This window comes from Pseudomonas sp. WS 5071 (assembly GCF_012985765.1).
GTDB classification, from domain to species: domain Bacteria; phylum Pseudomonadota; class Gammaproteobacteria; order Pseudomonadales; family Pseudomonadaceae; genus Aquipseudomonas; species Aquipseudomonas lundensis_A.
In genome coordinates, this window is record NZ_JAAQWY010000023.1 from 40,862 (window position 1) to 58,194 (window position 17,333).

General features: G+C 55.3%; 15 protein-coding genes and 2 tRNA genes. 1 reads left to right on the plus strand and 16 read right to left on the minus strand.

Translation table 11 applies throughout. The annotated features are described in order from the left end of the window. Window positions 1-75: 75 nt before the first annotated feature. From truB to rlmE, 13 genes are all read right to left on the minus strand, one after another. Window positions 76-993 (minus strand): tRNA pseudouridine(55) synthase TruB, encoded by a 918-nt coding sequence (gene truB / locus HBN61_RS15065; RefSeq protein WP_047277522.1) that lies wholly within the window; start codon window positions 991-993, stop codon window positions 76-78. Window positions 994-996: 3 nt separating this feature from the next. After that, window positions 997-1,398 (minus strand): 30S ribosome-binding factor RbfA, encoded by a 402-nt coding sequence (gene rbfA, locus HBN61_RS15070; RefSeq protein ID WP_047277524.1) that lies wholly within the window; start codon window positions 1,396-1,398, stop codon window positions 997-999. A gap of 158 nt (window positions 1,399-1,556) precedes the next feature. After that, window positions 1,557-4,061 (minus strand): translation initiation factor IF-2, encoded by a 2,505-nt coding sequence (gene infB / locus HBN61_RS15075; RefSeq protein WP_047277526.1) that lies wholly within the window; start codon window positions 4,059-4,061, stop codon window positions 1,557-1,559. Window positions 4,062-4,088: 27 nt separating this feature from the next. Next, complete coding sequence (gene nusA, locus HBN61_RS15080; RefSeq protein WP_047277528.1) at window positions 4,089-5,570, minus strand: transcription termination factor NusA; 1,482 nt, start codon at window positions 5,568-5,570, stop codon at window positions 4,089-4,091. 47 nt (window positions 5,571-5,617) lie between these two features. Then, a complete protein-coding gene (gene rimP, locus HBN61_RS15085; protein ID WP_047277531.1) occupies window positions 5,618-6,076 on the minus strand; it encodes a ribosome maturation factor RimP in 459 nt (152 codons plus the stop codon). A gap of 142 nt (window positions 6,077-6,218) precedes the next feature. Next, window positions 6,219-6,295: transfer RNA gene (locus HBN61_RS15090), tRNA-Met, on the minus strand. Between the two features lie 96 nt (window positions 6,296-6,391). Further along, a tRNA-Leu gene (locus HBN61_RS15095) sits at window positions 6,392-6,477 on the minus strand. Between the two features lie 28 nt (window positions 6,478-6,505). Next, complete coding sequence (gene secG / locus HBN61_RS15100) at window positions 6,506-6,889, minus strand: preprotein translocase subunit SecG (protein WP_047277533.1); 384 nt, start codon at window positions 6,887-6,889, stop codon at window positions 6,506-6,508. A gap of 4 nt (window positions 6,890-6,893) precedes the next feature. After that, the gene (gene tpiA / locus HBN61_RS15105; RefSeq protein WP_047277535.1) at window positions 6,894-7,649 is read right to left on the minus strand and encodes a triose-phosphate isomerase; all 756 of its coding nucleotides are present in this window, start codon (window positions 7,647-7,649) and stop codon (window positions 6,894-6,896) included. A gap of 66 nt (window positions 7,650-7,715) precedes the next feature. Next, window positions 7,716-9,053, minus strand: a complete 1,338-nt coding sequence (gene glmM / locus HBN61_RS15110; RefSeq protein ID WP_047277537.1) for a phosphoglucosamine mutase — start codon at window positions 9,051-9,053, stop codon at window positions 7,716-7,718. Window positions 9,054-9,063: 10 nt separating this feature from the next. Then, the gene (gene folP / locus HBN61_RS15115; RefSeq protein ID WP_047277540.1) at window positions 9,064-9,921 is read right to left on the minus strand and encodes a dihydropteroate synthase; all 858 of its coding nucleotides are present in this window, start codon (window positions 9,919-9,921) and stop codon (window positions 9,064-9,066) included. 8 nt (window positions 9,922-9,929) lie between these two features. After that, the gene (gene ftsH, locus HBN61_RS15120; protein WP_047277542.1) at window positions 9,930-11,837 is read right to left on the minus strand and encodes an ATP-dependent zinc metalloprotease FtsH; all 1,908 of its coding nucleotides are present in this window, start codon (window positions 11,835-11,837) and stop codon (window positions 9,930-9,932) included. 192 nt (window positions 11,838-12,029) lie between these two features. Beyond that, window positions 12,030-12,680 (minus strand): 23S rRNA (uridine(2552)-2'-O)-methyltransferase RlmE, encoded by a 651-nt coding sequence (gene rlmE / locus HBN61_RS15125; RefSeq protein ID WP_047277544.1) that lies wholly within the window; start codon window positions 12,678-12,680, stop codon window positions 12,030-12,032. Window positions 12,681-12,787: 107 nt separating this feature from the next. Between rlmE and yhbY the strand changes: the two genes are divergently transcribed. Further along, entirely contained in the window at window positions 12,788-13,096 is a 309-nt protein-coding gene (yhbY, locus tag HBN61_RS15130; RefSeq protein WP_047277546.1) for a ribosome assembly RNA-binding protein YhbY, read from the plus strand. Window positions 13,097-13,108: 12 nt separating this feature from the next. On the opposite strand, the gene HBN61_RS15135 is transcribed toward yhbY, so the two are convergent. Genes HBN61_RS15135 through carB form a run of 3 tightly spaced genes read right to left on the minus strand, consistent with a single transcriptional unit; the run spans window position 13,109 to window position 17,242 of the window. Further along, a complete protein-coding gene (locus tag HBN61_RS15135; RefSeq protein WP_047277678.1) occupies window positions 13,109-13,513 on the minus strand; it encodes a hypothetical protein in 405 nt (134 codons plus the stop codon). Between the two features lie 28 nt (window positions 13,514-13,541). Next, on the minus strand, window positions 13,542-14,018 hold the full coding sequence (gene greA, locus HBN61_RS15140; protein ID WP_047277680.1) for a transcription elongation factor GreA: 477 nt from the start codon (window positions 14,016-14,018) through the stop codon (window positions 13,542-13,544). A 2-nt stretch (window positions 14,019-14,020) separates the two neighbouring features. Next, window positions 14,021-17,242: a carbamoyl-phosphate synthase large subunit gene (gene carB / locus HBN61_RS15145; protein ID WP_083333214.1), complete on the minus strand. Its 3,222-nt coding sequence runs from the start codon at window positions 17,240-17,242 to the stop codon at window positions 14,021-14,023. Window positions 17,243-17,333 lie beyond the last annotated feature (91 nt).

Here is a 17,333-nt window from a genome sequence, read left to right on the forward strand (position 1 = left end):
AGATGTGACCGTGCCTAATAACAGCCACCCTCGTTCCAGTCCTCACAGGCAATAGCCGGCTTGGCCTGGCTCCGGTCATTCCGACCGAATCAGTCGACGCGGCGCAATGCGCCCGTCTTCGCTCACTTCACCGATACCGATGAAGCGACCATTGTGATCTTGTACCCGCACCATGCCAAACTTTGGCGCATCGGGAGCGCGAACCGGTTGGCCATTGAGCCAATAGAACGCGCTGTGCTCCGAGAAGTGCAGCAAAGGCCAGTCAAGCAAGCCGCTGTCCGATGGCATCAGGAAGCGGTCGACGGCTTCATTGCCACCTTCAGCATGCACGGCTTCCAGTTCTTCCAGCGTTACCGTCTGGGCCAAACTGAAAGGGCCTGCCTGGGTGCGGCGTAGTTGCGCAACATAGGCTCCGCAACCCAGCTCTTCACCGATATCTTCCACGAGGGTACGAATATAGGTGCCTTTGGTGCAATCCACAGCCAAGCGGGCAGTGTCACCTTCGCTGGCCAGTAATTGGAGGCGGGTAATAGTAACAGAACGCGGTTCGCGCTCCACCACCTCACCTGCACGAGCGAGCTTGTAAAGCGGTTGCCCATCACGCTTGAGCGCCGAGTACATTGGCGGTATCTGACTGATTTGCCCGCGAAACTTCGGCAAGACCGCCTCAATATCGGCGCGACCAACGGTCACCGGACGGGTCTTTAAAACCTCGCCTTCTGCATCGGCAGTGGTGGTGGTTTTGCCCAACTGCATCAAGGTTTCATAACCCTTGTCAGAATCGAGCAGGTATTGCGAAAACTTGGTGGCTTCGCCAAAGCACAGCGGCAGTACGCCGCTGGCCAATGGGTCCAGGCTACCGGTGTGCCCTGCCTTCTCGGCATTGAGCAGCCAGCGGACTTTCTGCAAAGCCGCGTTGGACGTAAAACCCAATGGCTTGTCCAGCAGGATGATGCCGCTGACGTTACGACGGATACGCTTGACCTGAGCCACCGGTTACTCCTTGGTGTCTTCGGGAGCAGTCGCATCGGGATGCTGATTGTCTTCAGCCACTGCACGCTCGATCAACGCAGACAGGTGCGCGCCACGCACGACGCTTTCGTCGTAGTGGAAGTGCAGCTGAGGAACACTGCGCAGCTTCATTTCACGCGCCAGTTGCATACGCAGGAAACCAGCCGCCGAGTTCAGTACCTTGATGGTCTGAGCGATATCTTCAGCGTTGTCCTGCCCCATTACGGTGATGAAGATCTTGGCGTGACCCACGTCACGGCTGACTTCAACAGCAGTAATGGTGACCAGACCCACACGCGGATCTTTGACTTCACGACGGATCAGCTGTGCCAGCTCTCGCTGCATCTGATCGCCGATACGTTGGGTACGGCTGTATTCTTTTGCCATGTCTTGTTACCTGTTACTCACCCATGGGAAACCCATGCGTTCTGAAAGCGGCAAACGCCCGGCCAGACAGAAGCCGGACCGGGCGTTGCGTTTAGAGTCCGGGACGGGCCACGTGCATTTGCATGCCGCGGGACGTCCTGGCTCTTGAGGCTCGCGATTTAGAGGCTGCGAGCAACCTGGACCTTCTCGAACACTTCGATCTTGTCGCCGACTTTAACGTCGTTGTAGCTCTTGACGCCGATACCGCATTCCATGCCGGCACGCACTTCGGCAGCGTCATCCTTGAAGCGGCGCAGAGATTCCAGCTCGCCTTCAAAGATAACGATGTCGTCACGCAGTACGCGGATTGGACGGTTACGGTGAACAACACCTTCGAGCACCATGCAACCTGCGATGGCACCAAACTTCGGCGAACGGAATACGTCGCGAACTTCAGCAATACCCAGGATGTTCTCGCGGACATCGCTGCCAAGCATGCCGGTAAGGGCTTTCTTGACGTCTTCGATGATGTCGTAGATGACGTTGTAGTAACGCATGTCCAGGCCTTCCTGCTCGACAATCTTGCGAGCGCCAGCATCAGCACGCACGTTGAAGCCGAACAATACAGCGTTGGAGGCCAGTGCCAGGTTTGCGTCGCTTTCGGTGATACCACCGACGCCGCCGCCCACTACACGCACTTGCACTTCGTCGTTACCCAGGCCGCTCAGGGCGCCCTGCAGAGCTTCCAGCGAACCACGGACGTCAGATTTGAGGACGATGTTAAGCGTCTTCTTCTCTTCCTGGCCCATGTTCTCGAAGATGTTTTCCAGCTTGCCTGCATGAGCACGCGCCAGTTTCACTTCGCGGAACTTGCCTTGACGGAACAGGGCAACTTCACGTGCCTTCTTCTCGTCAGTCATTACGCTCATCTCGTCGCCAGCGTCTGGCGTACCGTCCAGGCCGAGAATCTCGACAGGGATGGATGGACCGGCTTCCTTGATGGCCTTGCCGTTCTCATCGAGCATGGCGCGGATACGGCCATAGTTGGAACCGACCAGAACCATGTCGCCTTGACGCAGGGTACCGTCTTGAACCAGCACGGTCGCAACAGGGCCACGGCCTTTGTCCAGACGGGACTCGACAACTACGCCACGGCCTGGAGCCGATGGAGTGGCCTTGAGTTCCAGAACTTCAGCTTGCAGCAAGACGGCTTCGAGCAACTCGTCAACGCCAGTACCCATTTTCGCCGAGACCGAAACAAACGGAGTGTCACCACCCCACTCTTCCGAGGTCACGCCGTGGACGGACAACTCGCTGCGGATGCGATCGAGGTCAGCACCTGGCTTGTCGATTTTGTTCACTGCAACCACCAGCGGCACGCCAGCTGCTTTCGCATGCTGTACAGCTTCGATGGTTTGCGGCATGACGCCGTCGTCAGCAGCCACAACCAGAATCACGATGTCAGTTGCCTTGGCACCACGTGCACGCATTGCGGTAAACGCAGCGTGACCCGGGGTATCGAGGAACGTGACCATGCCGCGTTCGGTTTCAACGTGGTATGCACCGATGTGCTGGGTGATACCGCCTGCTTCGCCAGCCGCAACTTTGGCACGACGAATGTAGTCAAGCAGGGACGTTTTACCGTGGTCAACGTGACCCATTACGGTCACAACCGGAGCACGGGAGAACGACTCGCCTTCGAACTTCAAGGACTCGGCCAGGGAATCTTCCAGGGCGTTGTCGCTGACCAGCGTCACTTTATGGCCCAGTTCTTCAGCAACCAACTGGGCAGTTTCCTGATCCAGAACCTGGTTGATGGTGGCCGGAGTACCCAGCTTGAACATGAACTTGATGACTTCAGCAGCCTTGACCGACATCTGCGCAGCCAAATCGCCGACAGTGATGGTCTCGCCAATCTGTACGTCACGAACAACCGGGCCGGTCGGGCTCTGGAAACCGTGCGCGTTACGTTTTTTCAGCTTGCCTTTGCCACGACCGCCACGGCGGAAGCTATCGCTTTCTTCGTCAGAAGTGCGCGGAGCAACACGTGGTGCAGGGGCTTTTTCTTTAACCGATGCACGATGAGGAGCATTTTTACGCTCGCCATCACCACTGCCGCGACGATTGTTGTCGTCTGCGCGTGGTTTGTCCGGACGACGCTGTTCATCACGCTTACGTGCATCGGCGGCTGGCGCAGGTGCTGGCGCTGCTGCAGGAGCAGCTTGCGCCGGAGCAGGCGCGGCAGGTGCCGCGGCGGCCGGAGTCGAGGCAGGCTGACGGCGCGCTTCTTCTTCGGCGCGACGCTTGGATTCTTCTTCAGCCTTTTGACGTGCAGCATTTTCTACTGCGCGGCGTTCATCCAGCTCACGCTTGCGCTCAGCTTCGATTTCTTCCGGGCTGCGCTGTACGAAGACTTTCTTCTTGCGTACTTCAACGCTGATGCTTTTGCTGCCAGCGACACGCAGGGTGCTGGTGGTTTTACGCTGCAAAGTGATTTTGCGCGGTTCTTCCACTTTCGCCTTGTGGCTGCTTTTCAAGTGAGTCAGCAGAGCTTGCTTCTCACTGTCGGTTACATTCTGCTCGGCGGCGGTGTGCGGCAGACCTGCCTCACGCATCTGCTGCAACAGGCGCTCAACCGGTGTTTTGACCTCATCGGCCAGTTGTTTCACCGTGACTTGCGTCATGCATTTCTCTCCTCAGGCCGCGCCTAATTACTCGAACCAATGGGCTCGGGCGGCCATGATCAACTTGCCGGCACGATCATCGTCAATGCCGTCGATGTCGAGCAGGTCGTCAATAGACTGCTCGGCCAGGTCTTCGCGGGTAATTACGCCGCGCACCGCCAGTTCCATCGCCAAATCCTTGTCCATACCCTCAAGCGAGAGCAGGTCTTCGGCCGGATGGGCGTCTGCCAGCTTTTCCTCAGTAGCGATGGCTTTGGTCAACAAACGATCCTTGGCCCGAGCGCGAAGCTCGTTGACGATATCCTCGTCAAAGCCGTCGATGTTGAGCATCTCCTCCACCGGTACGTAGGCAATCTCTTCCAGGCTGGTGAAGCCCTCATCAACCAGTACCTGCGCCAACTCTTCATCAACTTCGAGTTCTTCGATGAAGTTGCGCAGAATGTCACCGGTCTCTGCTTGCTGCTTAGCCTGGATGTCCGATTCGGTCATCACGTTCAGGGTCCAGCCAGTCAACTGGCTAGCCAAACGTACGTTCTGACCGCCGCGACCAATCGCCTGGGCCAGATTGTCTGCGCCAACGGCGATGTCCATTGCATGGGCATCTTCGTCGACAATAATTGCCGCCACTTCAGCAGGCGACATTGCGTTGATCACGAACTGCGCCGGATTCTCATCCCACAGAACGATATCCACTCGCTCCCCGCCCAATTCGCCGGACACTGCCTGGACGCGCGAACCGCGCATACCAATGCAAGCACCTTGCGGATCAATGCGTTTGTCTTTGGAACGAACGGCTATTTTAGCGCGAGATCCAGGATCGCGGGAGGCCGCCATCACTTCGATCAGGCCTTCGGAGATCTCAGGAACTTCGATCCGGAACAGTTCGATCAGCATTTCAGGCGCGGTACGCGACAGGATCAGCTGAGGACCACGGTTCTCGGTGCGAATCTCTTTCAACAACGCACGAAGTCTTACGCCAACACGGAAAGTTTCACGCGGAATGATGTCTTCACGGGCCAGCAACGCTTCAGCGTTATTGCCCAGGTCGACGATTACATTGTCACGCGTTACTTTCTTGACAGTGCCGGAAATAATTTCGCCAAGACGCTCGCGATAGGCATCAACGACTTGAGCACGCTCAGCTTCGCGGACCTTTTGCACAATTACCTGCTTGGCAGTTTGTGCAGCAATCCGGCCGAATTCGATGGAATCGATTTTTTCTTCGATAATGTCACCGGCCACCGCGCCTGGCTGTTTCGCCTGCGCCTGGTCAACCGCCAACTCGATTGCTGGATCATCCAGATCTTCGTCTTCGACCACGGTCCAGCGACGGAACGTCTCATAGTTACCGGTGTGGCGATTGATCTCCACACGCAGTTCGACTTCGTCTTCAAAACGCTTTTTGGTAGCAGTGGCCAGAGCCAGCTCCAGCGCTTCAAAAATAACGTTTGCCGGTACGCCCTTTTCATTGGACACCGACTCAACAACCAGCAGTACTTCTTTGCTCATCGTACGCCTCGCCTTTCGCAAGCCATTGGATCCGCGGGATCCGCGTCTCAGTCAAAACTGGGAATAATGTTGGCCTTGTCGATCATATCGATCGGCAGCAGGAACTCATGGTCTTCAACTTGCACCACGATATCCTGTTCCTCTACGCCGCGCAGAAGGCCCTGAAAGTTGCGACGCCCTTCGAATGGCGACCGCAGCTTGATCTTCACTTGCTCACCGGCATACTTGGCAAACTGTTCAAGCGTGAACAGCGGGCGTTCCATGCCAGGAGAGGAAACTTCAAGGGTGTATTCAACGGCGATAGGATCTTCAACATCCAGTACGCCACTGATCTGACGGCTCACGATGGCGCAATCGTCCACCAATACACCGCCTTCCTTGTCGATATACACACGCAACATTGAATGGCGGCCTTGAGCCGAAAATTCAATACCCCAGCATTCATAGCCAAGGGCCACGACCACCGGGGCCAACAAGGCCTGCAACTGTTCTAGCTTGCTCGACACCTGAACCCCCTAGTGCATGTTTGTGCATGCTATGCAGAATGAAAAAATGGGCGAAGCGCCCATCCCTGAAACGCCGTTGAATACCGACGTTATAAAGTGTCCAGTTAACAAAAAGCCCCTGAATTAGGGGCTCCGCTAAAACTGGTTGCGGGAGCCGGATTTGAACCGACGACCTTCGGGTTATGAGCCCGACGAGCTACCAGACTGCTCCATCCCGCGACAAAGCTGGAGCGGAAGTATACGGTTGATCCCTTTCAGGGTCAATCCAACCTTCCACATACAAGAAAGCCCGCTATTGCGGGCATTCCTGATAATTGGTACCGAGAAGGGGACTCGAACCCCTACACCCTATGGGCACAACCACCTCAAGGTTGCGTGTCTACCAATTCCACCACCTCGGCAATACTACATTACATCATGAAACCCGTTTTACTTTTGCTCTTGAGCTGGAGGTACGTCCGTCGCTGGAGAAGCCGACTTTTGCTCTTGAAGCACCGGCACATCATCTGAAGCCGGTTGTTGCTTTGGCGCTTCCAATACTGCTGGATCTGGCAAACCTACTTGAGTCAGCTCTTGAGCTTTCTCTTTAGCAAAGTAACCTAACCCTAAGCTGGTTATGAAAAAACCTGCGGCAAGTATAGCAGTAAACTTACTAAGAAAGGTAGAGGAACCTTGGCTTCCGAACACAGTATTTGAAGCGCCTGCTCCGAAAGATGCTCCAGCATCCGCACCCTTACCCTGTTGCAGCAATACCAGAGCAATTACGCCCAATGCACCCAACAGATGAAAAACGACTACGACTGTTTCCAGCATTTTCTCAGTTTCCCGCGGCGCGACAGATCGCACCGAACTCATCTGCATTCAGGGAAGCCCCACCAATGAGCCCCCCATCGATATCCGGCATGCTGAACAGTTCGACCGCATTGGCCGCCTTCACGCTGCCGCCGTATAGAAGCCGCACACCTTGTGCCACTTCAGAATTCTTCTGCGCCAGTTGTGCGCGAATGGCCGCATGCACATCTTGCGCTTGCTGCGGTGTTGCGGTCAGCCCGGTGCCAATGGCCCAGACCGGCTCGTACGCAATCACTGCCTTTGCAAAAACATCAATACCGAACTCATCAATCACAGCGTTCAGCTGACGCCCTACAACCTCAAGCGTTTGCCCTGCTTCACGCTGTTCCAGGGTCTCCCCTATACACAGCACTGGCGTCAAACCTGAAGACTGAGCAGCTGCAAACTTGCGATTCAGCGTCTCGTCCGACTCACCCAAAATCAGGCGGCGTTCAGAGTGCCCTATCAGCACCAGCTTACAACCCGCATCCACCAACTGGCTTGAAGATATCTCACCAGTGAGCGCACCTTGCTTTGCATCTACCGCTGCATCCTGAGCACCAACCGAGATTGGCGTATCTTTCAAGCCATTGATTACACGTTCAATAAACAAGTCAGATGGGAAAACTGCGGTTTCAACAACGCTCGGCAAGTCCAGCTTACGCAGACCATCGATCAGCTCAGCGACGCTGGCGCGGGTACCGTGCATTTTCCAGTTACCAGCTACCATCTTGCGGCGCATGCTTTACCTCGTCGGTCAAAGTGGGCGCAGATGTTACCCAACCACATCCGCGCTGGCAAGCCGAATTCAAGCACAAACTTCACTTACAAGTTTTGCCAGCTCTTCTGCATAGCCACGGACCATGATTTCGTCGTCGCCTTCGACCATGACCCGCACCAATGGCTCTGTACCCGACTTACGCAAAAGCACACGGCCGCGGCCTTTCATCGCCTCCGTAACTTGCGCACAGGCCTCCTTGACGGCCGGATGCTCGACAGGATTTACACCACCCGAGAACCGAACATTAAGCAAAACCTGAGGGCATTTGCGAACGGCCTGACGCGACTGGGCAAGGCTTTCCTCACGACGACGCAAAGACAGCAACACCTGAAGCGCAGCAATGATCGCATCGCCGGTCGTTGTGTGTTGAAAGCAGACAATATGACCTGAGTTTTCGCCACCCACTTGCCAGTCGCGCTCTTGAAGACCCGCAATAACGTACCGGTCACCCACGTTGGCACGCACAAAAGGAATACCTAGATCAGCCAAGGCCAACTCAAGTCCAAGATTGCTCATCAGCGTGCCGACCACACCACCTTGCAACTTGCCACGCTCATGCAGATCTCGCGCAATGATGAATAGCAACTCATCACCATCCACGATTGCACCCGTGTGATCCACCATCAGCACCCGGTCGCCATCACCATCAAAGGCAATGCCCAGGTCCGCATGCTCAGCGAGTACGGCCGCTTGCAATTGCCCCATATGGGTCGAGCCGCAATTGTCATTGATGTTGAGGCCATTCGGCTGAGCCGATAACACCGTCACCTCGGCACCCAGCTCTTTGAACACACTGGGGGCAACTTTATACGTCGCACCATGAGCACAATCGACAACGATCTTCAGACCATTGAAGTTGGTGCTTGTCGGGACACTACTCTTACAAAATTCGATGTATCGCCCTGACGCGTCGTTGATGCGCGAGACCTTGCCCAACTTACCGGAATCAACCACAGTCATCGGCGCATCAAGCAACTCTTCGATCATCAACTCGACTTCATCAGGGAGCTTGGTACCCTCACCCGAGAAGAACTTGATGCCATTATCATCATGAGGATTGTGTGAAGCGCTGATTACAATCCCGGCTTCTGCATGAAAGGTGCGTGTCAGGTACGCGATTGCCGGTGTAGGCATCGGCCCCAGCAACATGACATCCGCCCCTGCCGCCGACAACCCGGCCTCTAGTGCAGACTCAAACATGTAACCGGAAATCCGCGTGTCTTTACCGACCAGAATCCGGCAAGCACCCATACTGCGAAACGCCATACCCGCCGCCCAGCCCAGCTTGAGCATGAAATCAGGGGTAATGGGGTAAACGCCGACCCGACCGCGAATGCCGTCAGTGCCAAAATATTTCTTCGTCATACTTGCTCCATCATTCTTGGTCGGCGGACTCTACCGCTGCGATCATCCGTACCACATCAACCGTTTCGGCTACATCATGGACACGCAAGATACGCGCACCTTTGGTCACTGCCAATGCCGCCAACGCCAGACTGCCGGACAAGCGATCTGTAACTGGCCTATTCAAGGCCAGCCCGATCATGCTTTTACGCGATACGCCTACTAGCAAAGGCCGCCCCAGCGCATGCAATGCCTCCATGTGCTTGAACAGGCTCAAATTGTGCTGAAGGGTTTTGGCAAAGCCAAACCCCGGATCAAGAATGATCCGCTCAACCTCAATGCCGGCTGAAGCGCAAACTTTCATTCGATCCGCAAGAAATGCGGATACCTCGCCCACCAAATCACCGTAATGCGGGTCATTCTGCATGTCGCCGGGCTCACCCAGCATATGCATAAGACACACAGGCAATCCTGTTGCAGCGGCCGCCTCCAGCGCACCCTCTCGGCGCAATGAACGCACATCATTGATCAAGCCAGCACCAAGACTCGCCGACTCGGTCATTACGACAGGCGTGGAGGTGTCGACAGAAATAATGACATCGAGCTCACGACTGATGAGCTCAACAACAGGTGCAACACGCTCCAACTCTTCCTGCGCTGTGACCGCACGCGCACCCGGACGGGTTGACTCGCCGCCCACATCGATGAGCGTTGCTCCCGCCTGAACCATCGCCTGCGCATGACGCAAAGCCGCATCCAGGGGAGCGAACCGGCCACCATCAGAGAAAGAGTCAGGGGTTACGTTGAGAATACCCATCACGTGCGTGTGGGCCAAATCAAGAACCCGGTTGCCGCAAGGCAACCGGGTCGAGGACTGTACAGAAGTCATTTCAAGCCTTAGTGATCTGCTGCCGGACCACCGATCGGTGTTTCCGGACGCTCGGTTTTATCCAGCGTCGGCGCTGTCGGTGTGCCCGAACCATCACCCCAATCACGCGGCTCACGCGGAGGTCGACCCGCCATAATGTCGTCAATCTGATCTGCATCGATCGTCTCGTACTTCATCAGGGCATCAGCCATGGCTTCCAGCTTGTCACGGTTGTCGGTCAGGATCTGCTTGGCCGTTCCGTAGCACTGATCAATGATGCTGCGCACTTCCGAGTCGATCAACTTGGCTGTTTCACCCGAAACATTGGCACCCTGACCGCCGCCGCCACGACCCAGATAGGACTCATCGTCTTCGGCATACATCAAAGGACCCAGTTTTTCGGAAAGGCCCCATTTGGTAACCATATTCCGGGCAATCTGGCTGGCACGCATGATGTCGTTGGAGGCACCTGTAGTGACACCATCAAACCCCAGCGTCATTTCTTCTGCAATACGACCGCCATACAGCGAACAAATCTGACTGATCAGCGCACGCTTGGACAGGCTGTAACGATCCTCTTCAGGCAGGAACATCGTGACACCCAATGCCCGACCACGAGGGATGATCGAAACCTTGTAAACAGGGTCATGCTCAGGCACTACGCGACCAACAATCGCGTGACCCGCTTCGTGGTAAGCCGTGTTCCGTTTTTCCTTGTCCGACATCACCATGGATTTGCGCTCGGCACCCATCATGATTTTGTCTTTGGCCAATTCAAACTCTTTCATCTCCACAACACGCTTACCGGTGCGAGCTGCGAACAGCGAAGCCTCGTTCACCAGGTTAGCCAGGTCAGCCCCTGAAAAGCCGGGCGTACCCCGCGCAATGACGCCTGGCTGAACATCATCCCCAATGGGCACTTTGCGCATGTGAACTTTGAGAATCTGCTCACGACCACGGATATCTGGCAGACCAACCACCACTTGACGGTCGAAACGCCCCGGACGCAACAGAGCCGGGTCAAGCACGTCAGGACGGTTGGTCGCGGCAATTACGATGATGCCATCGTTCATTTCGAAGCCGTCCATCTCAACCAGCAACTGGTTGAGGGTCTGCTCACGCTCGTCGTGACCACCGCCCATGCCAGCACCACGATGGCGACCTACCGCGTCAATCTCGTCGATAAAGATAATGCACGGGGCGTGCTTCTTAGCCTGCTCAAACATGTCGCGAACACGGCTTGCACCCACACCCACAAACATCTCGACAAAGTCAGAGCCTGAAATCGTAAAGAATGGAACCTTGGCTTCACCGGCAATCGCCTTGGCAATCAGGGTTTTACCCGTACCAGGCGGGCCTACCATCAGCACACCACGCGGAATACGACCGCCCAAGCGCTGGAATTTCCCCGGATCTCGCAAGAACTCGACCAGTTCGCCTACTTCTTCTTTGGCTTCGTCGCAGCCTGCAACATCTGCCAAGGTCGTTTTGACCTGGTCTTCAGACAGCAACCGCGCTTTGCTCTTGCCAAAGCTCATCGGGCCGCCTTTACCGCCAGCGCCGCCCTGCATCTGCCGCATGAAGAACATGAAGACCGCAATGATCACCAGAATCGGGAAGCTCGCAACCAGCAGTTGCGTCCAGATACTTTGCTGCTCTGGCAGCTTACCTTCGACAGTGACGTGGTTATCCACCAGATCACCAATCAAACCATTGTCCTGAATTGCCGGACGAATGGTCTTGAAGGTATCGCCATCACTGCGCTTGCCGGTAATCACGTAGCCGTCAACCGCTACGCGCTCGACCTTGCCATCCTTAACTTGCTGGATGAAGTCGGAATAGTTGAGGGTTTGTGGCTCGTTTGGACTAGAGAAGTTGTTCATCACGGTCACAAGGACAGCGGCGATGATCAACCACAGGATCAGATTCTTTGCCATATCGTTCAATTAGCTACCCTCTGAAGCAAGCTCCGCTACTGAAAGCGTGCTTCGCATGATATTCACCGGCATAACTTACTACATTGCCTACAAGGCTTGCAGGCTCCGTCTGTAACCCTTTGTGAAACTTTGACTACACAATATTCGTTATGCCAGATCTGTAAAGCGATACAAATAAAACTATCGCCCTGGTCAGAGACGCTCATCGCTGGCAGAACCTTCAATACCGCGGAAGCCACGACCCAGCAAATACTGCTCCCGGGACCTGTCACGCGATGACAATGGCTTACGCATCTGCACTTTTTCGAACAGCTTACGGATGTCTTTGTGGTACTGGTCGAAGCCTTCCCCCTGAAAGACCTTAATCAGAAAATCACCACCTGGTCGCAATACGCGCCCTGCCAGATCCAGTGCCAATTCACACAGGAACATCGCGCGCGGCATATCAACAGCGGCCAATCCACTCATATTGGGGGCCATATCTGAAATCACAAGGTCTACCTGCGTATTTCCGACGGCCTCCAGTATTTGGGCCAACACATCGTCCTGAGTGAAATCCCCCTGAATAAAGGTCACGTCAGGGATGCTGTCCATTTCCAGGATGTCGGAAGCAATCAAGCGCCCCTGACCACCGATCAGACGACTGGTCACTTGCGACCATCCACCTGGAGCAGCGCCCAGGTCGATCACCGTCATACCGGGGCGAATCAACCGATCACGCTCCTGGATCTCCAACAGCTTGTAGCTGGCACGCGAACGGTATCCGTCTTTCTGCGCCATTTTGACGTAAGGATCGTTGAAATGTTCTTTCAGCCAATTCAGGCTAGTTTTGGAACGGGCCACGGGCCACCTCAAAAAATATAAACGGGTCGTGATTAACTGGGCGGTCTGGGACTCGCTCGGGTAAACTGGCCGCCGCTTTTTACAAGATCAGACACAGGGGTCAGATTATGCCGCTCACTCAAGAGCAGAAGAAACAGTACAAATCCATTGGCCACCATCTGAAACCAGTATTGACTGTGGCTGACAATGGTTTGACTGAAGGTGTTTTAACCGAACTCGAACGCGCATTGGGCGATCACGAGCTGATTAAAATCAAAGTCAACATCCTGGACCGCGAATCTCGCTTGGCTGCCATTGCAGAACTCTGCAAAAGCGGCAAAGCAGAACTGGTTCAGGTGATTGGCAAAATGGCGCTTCTGTACCGCAAGAACGTCAATGTAAACAAGCAACTGTCGAACATCCACCGCTTCAAGTGATGTCGACAAGGGTCAAGGGCGTGCAAAGCGCGCCCTGATACTCTCACCCGGAATAGGCTGAAGCACCAGAATCAAACCCGAAAAGCCAGCCAACCAGTAAAAAAACGACTGCCAGCGCAATGCTTCAGTCAGCCATGAATGCCCTGCGAGATACAACGCACAACCGACCAGCGCCATCAGCAACAGCTGCCCACGCAGGTCGCGCCAAATACTCTCAACGCCCTCAGTCCTGGCCAATACCAGCGCCTGCACAAACACGCAGACGGCTGAAAATATGACCAGCAGCACTTCAAGCGTATTGCCGATCTCTTCTACCAACAACGGCGCCAGTCCGATTTGGGCCAGCACCGGCATCAATCCTAAATGCATCAACCACAGACCGCCAACCCACAACACCTGGGCTAGCTGCCAAACCAGTGCGCCCGCTCGAAGCGGGCGCCTGTGTTCAGATGTGGCGAACTTCAACAATCTCGTACTCGATCACACCGCTTGGCGTCTTCACAGCCACCACATCGCCCTCTTCCTTGGCGATCAAGGCACGAGCAAGCGGGGACCCGACAGAGATTTTTCCGAGCTTGAAATCAGCCTCATCCTCACCAACGATCTGGTAGGTCACGCTTTCATCAGTTTCAACGTTAGCGATCTCTACCGTCGTACCGAAAATCACCTTTCCGGTATGGGGGATGGTCGTCACATCGATAATGACTGCGTTCTGCATGCGGCCTTCGATATCACGAATGCGCGCTTCCACCATGCCTTGCTGTTCACGAGCTGCATGATATTCAGCGTTTTCCTTCAGGTCACCCAGCTCCCGTGCCGTGCCAATGTCCTGGCTCAACTTGGGCCGAACAACCTTCGTCAGGTGCGCATGCTCTTCTTCGAGGGCTTTCGCGCCCTGAACGGTCATTGGGTATTTGGTTATGCTCATGCCTTCAATCCTGCGTGTAGATCCTGCAAGCGACGTACGGTTTTTTCAGGGCCGAATTTAAGCGCTTCACAGATCGCTTCGCCAGCAGCAATGGTCGTGGTGCAATAAATCTTGTGCTGCAAGGCGTTACGACGAATGGAATAAGAGTCAGCAATCGACTGACGACCTTCAGTTGTGTTGATAATCAGCGTGACTTCGTCATTTTTGATCATATCGACAACGTGAGGGCGACCTTCGGTCACCTTGTTGACACGGCGTACCTTCAATCCTGCCGCTTCAATAAACTTGGCCGTGCCCGCTGTGGAAACCACCTCGAAGCCCAAAGCGATCAGGTCACGCGCAACACCTGCCACCAAAGGCTTGTCGTCATCACGCACACTGATAAAGGCGGTGCCGCCAGTTGGCAATACTTCGCTCGCGCCCATTTGAGCCTTCGCAAATGCCTCACCGAAGGTATCACCTACCCCCATCACTTCACCGGTGGACTTCATCTCAGGGCCAAGAATCGGGTCAACACCCGGGAATTTGGCGAACGGGAACACCGCTTCTTTCACACTGTAGAAGTTAGGAATGATTTCTTTGGTGAAACCGATTTCCTTCAGGGTTTTACCTGCCATGACGCGCGCAGCAATCATTGCCAGTGAGACACCAATGCACTTGGAGACAAAAGGAACGGTGCGCGAAGCGCGCGGGTTCACTTCAATTACGTAGATGTCTTCCCCTTGCAGTGCCAGTTGAACGTTCATCAGGCCGACAACACCCAACTCCAGCGCCATCTTCTTGACCTGTTCGCGCATCTCGTCCTGGATGTGCAATGGCAGCGAGTAAGGAGGCAACGAGCAAGCGGAGTCGCCCGAGTGAACGCCTGCCTGCTCAATGTGCTGCATGATCGCGCCGATCACGACATCCGCACCGTCACAAACCGCGTCAACATCCATCTCGATGGCACAGTTCAGGAAGTGATCCAGCAGAACCGGGCTGTCGTTAGACACCTTCACCGCGTCACGCAGGTAGCGCTTGAGTTCTTCCTCTTCGTACACGATTTCCATCGCACGGCCGCCCAGCACGTAGGAAGGACGAACCACCAGCGGGTAACCGATTTTGCTGGCCGCGCGGATGGCTTCATCTTCACTGCGCACGGTTGCGTTTGGCGGCTGACGCAAGTTCAAACGCTCGACCATTTGCTGGAAGCGCTCACGGTCTTCAGCACGGTCGATTGCATCCGGGCTGGTGCCAATGATCGGCACGCCAGCTTCTTCAAGTGCACGCGCCAGCTTCAGTGGCGTCTGACCGCCGTACTGAACAATCACACCTTTTGGCTTCTCGACCCGTACGATTTCCAGAACGTCTTCCAGAGTGACAGACTCGAAATAAAGACGATCCGAAGTGTCGTAGTCCGTCGAAACTGTTTCCGGGTTGCAGTTGACCATGATGGTTTCGTAACCATCAGCACGCAACGCGAGAGCCGCGTGTACGCAGCAGTAGTCAAACTCGATACCTTGACCAATACGGTTCGGACCGCCACCCAGAATGATGATTTTGTCGCGATCCGAAGGATTCGCTTCACACTCTTCCTCATAGGTCGAGTACATGTAGGCGGTGTCGGTGGCGAACTCGGCTGCACAGGTATCAACACGCTTATAAACCGGGAACACTTCCAGCTTGTGGCGATGGCGACGCAGGTTTTTCTCGGTAACCCCCAGCAGCTTGGCCAGACGCTGATCCGAAAAACCCTTGCGCTTGAGGCGATACATCATGTCGCGGTCGATGCTGGCAAGACCCAGCGTCTTAATTTTCTCTTCGTCCTTGATCAGGTCTTCGATCTGCACCAGGAACCAAGGATCAATCATGTTCATGCCGAAGATGTCTTCGACCGTCATGCCTGCACGGAATGCGTCAGCTACGTACCAGATGCGCTCAGCGCCCGGCACTGTCAGCTCGCGCTTGAGCACGGCCATGCTTTCCGGGTTGCTCAGGTCCAGTTTTTCATCCAGACCGCACACACCGACTTCAAGGCCACGCAACGCCTTTTGCAGAGACTCCTGGAAAGTCCGGCCAATGGCCATAACCTCGCCAACAGACTTCATTTGCGTGGTCAGTCGCGCATCAGCCTTGGAGAACTTCTCGAAGGCGAAGCGAGGCATTTTGGTCACGACGTAGTCGATAGAAGGCTCGAAAGAGGCTGGCGTCTTGCCACCCGTGATTTCGTTTTGCAGCTCATCAAGGGTATAGCCAATCGCCAGCTTGGCAGCGATACGCGCAATCGGGAAACCCGTGGCTTTGGAGGCCAGCGCGGACGAACGGGACACGCGCGGATTCATCTCGATGACGACCATACGGCCAGTATCCGGGCAAATACCGAACTGAACGTTGGAACCGCCCGTTTCGACGCCGATCTCACGCAGTACCGCCAGCGAGGCGTTACGCATGATCTGGTATTCCTTGTCCGTCAGGGTCTGTGCAGGCGCAACAGTGATCGAGTCACCGGTGTGCACACCCATCGGGTCGAAGTTCTCGATCGAGCAGACGATGATGCAGTTGTCCTTTTTATCGCGGACAACTTCCATCTCGTACTCTTTCCAACCGATCAGCGACTCGTCGATCAGCAGCTCTTTGGTTGGAGATAGATCCAGGCCGCGGGAGCAGATCTCTTCAAACTCTTCGCGGTTATAAGCAATACCACCACCCGTGCCGCCCATGGTGAAGGACGGACGAATGATGCACGGGAAGCCAAGCTTCTCGAGAACGGCGTTAGCCTCCTCCATGCTGTGAGCAATGCCAGAGCGCGGGCAATCAAGACCGATCGACTTCATCGCCTTGTCGAAACGCGAACGATCCTCAGCCTTGTCGATGGTGTCCGCATTGGCACCGATCATCTCAACATTGAATTTCTCCAGAACGCCTTCGCGCTCCAGGTCCAATGCACAGTTCAGCGCCGTCTGCCCACCCATGGTAGGCAACAGGGCATCCGGACGTTCTTTTTCGATGATCTTGGCGACCGTTTGCCACTTGATAGGCTCGATGTACGTGGCATCGGCCATGTCCGGGTCGGTCATGATGGTGGCCGGGTTGGAGTTCACCAGAATGACGCGGTAACCCTCTTCACGCAGTGCCTTGCAGGCCTGAGCGCCGGAGTAGTCGAACTCACACGCCTGGCCGATAACAATCGGGCCAGCGCCGAGAATCAGAATGCTTTTTATGTCTGTACGTTTTGGCATGGGTTTGTCACTCAAATCCGCAGGTCAGTGGGCAAGCCGGTAATCTTTTCCCTGAAGCCCCCAAGGGCCGCCGGTGCTCGGGGCCGCCTTG

Coding starts and splice junctions, on each gene's coding strand:
- rbfA (WP_047277524.1), bottom strand. CDS start 1,398: ATGGCAAAAGAATACAGCCGTACCCAACGTATCGGCGATCAGATGCAG.
- infB (WP_047277526.1), bottom strand. CDS start 4,061: ATGACGCAAGTCACGGTGAAACAACTGGCCGATGAGGTCAAAACACCG.
- nusA (WP_047277528.1), bottom strand. CDS start 5,570: ATGAGCAAAGAAGTACTGCTGGTTGTTGAGTCGGTGTCCAATGAAAAG.
- secG (WP_047277533.1), bottom strand. CDS start 6,889: ATGCTGGAAACAGTCGTAGTCGTTTTTCATCTGTTGGGTGCATTGGGC.
- tpiA (WP_047277535.1), bottom strand. CDS start 7,649: ATGCGCCGCAAGATGGTAGCTGGTAACTGGAAAATGCACGGTACCCGC.
- glmM (WP_047277537.1), bottom strand. CDS start 9,053: ATGACGAAGAAATATTTTGGCACTGACGGCATTCGCGGTCGGGTCGGC.
- folP (WP_047277540.1), bottom strand. CDS start 9,921: ATGACTTCTGTACAGTCCTCGACCCGGTTGCCTTGCGGCAACCGGGTT.
- ftsH (WP_047277542.1), bottom strand. CDS start 11,837: ATGGCAAAGAATCTGATCCTGTGGTTGATCATCGCCGCTGTCCTTGTG.
- yhbY (WP_047277546.1), top strand. CDS start 12,788: ATGCCGCTCACTCAAGAGCAGAAGAAACAGTACAAATCCATTGGCCAC.
- carB (WP_083333214.1), bottom strand. CDS start 17,242: ATGCCAAAACGTACAGACATAAAAAGCATTCTGATTCTCGGCGCTGGC.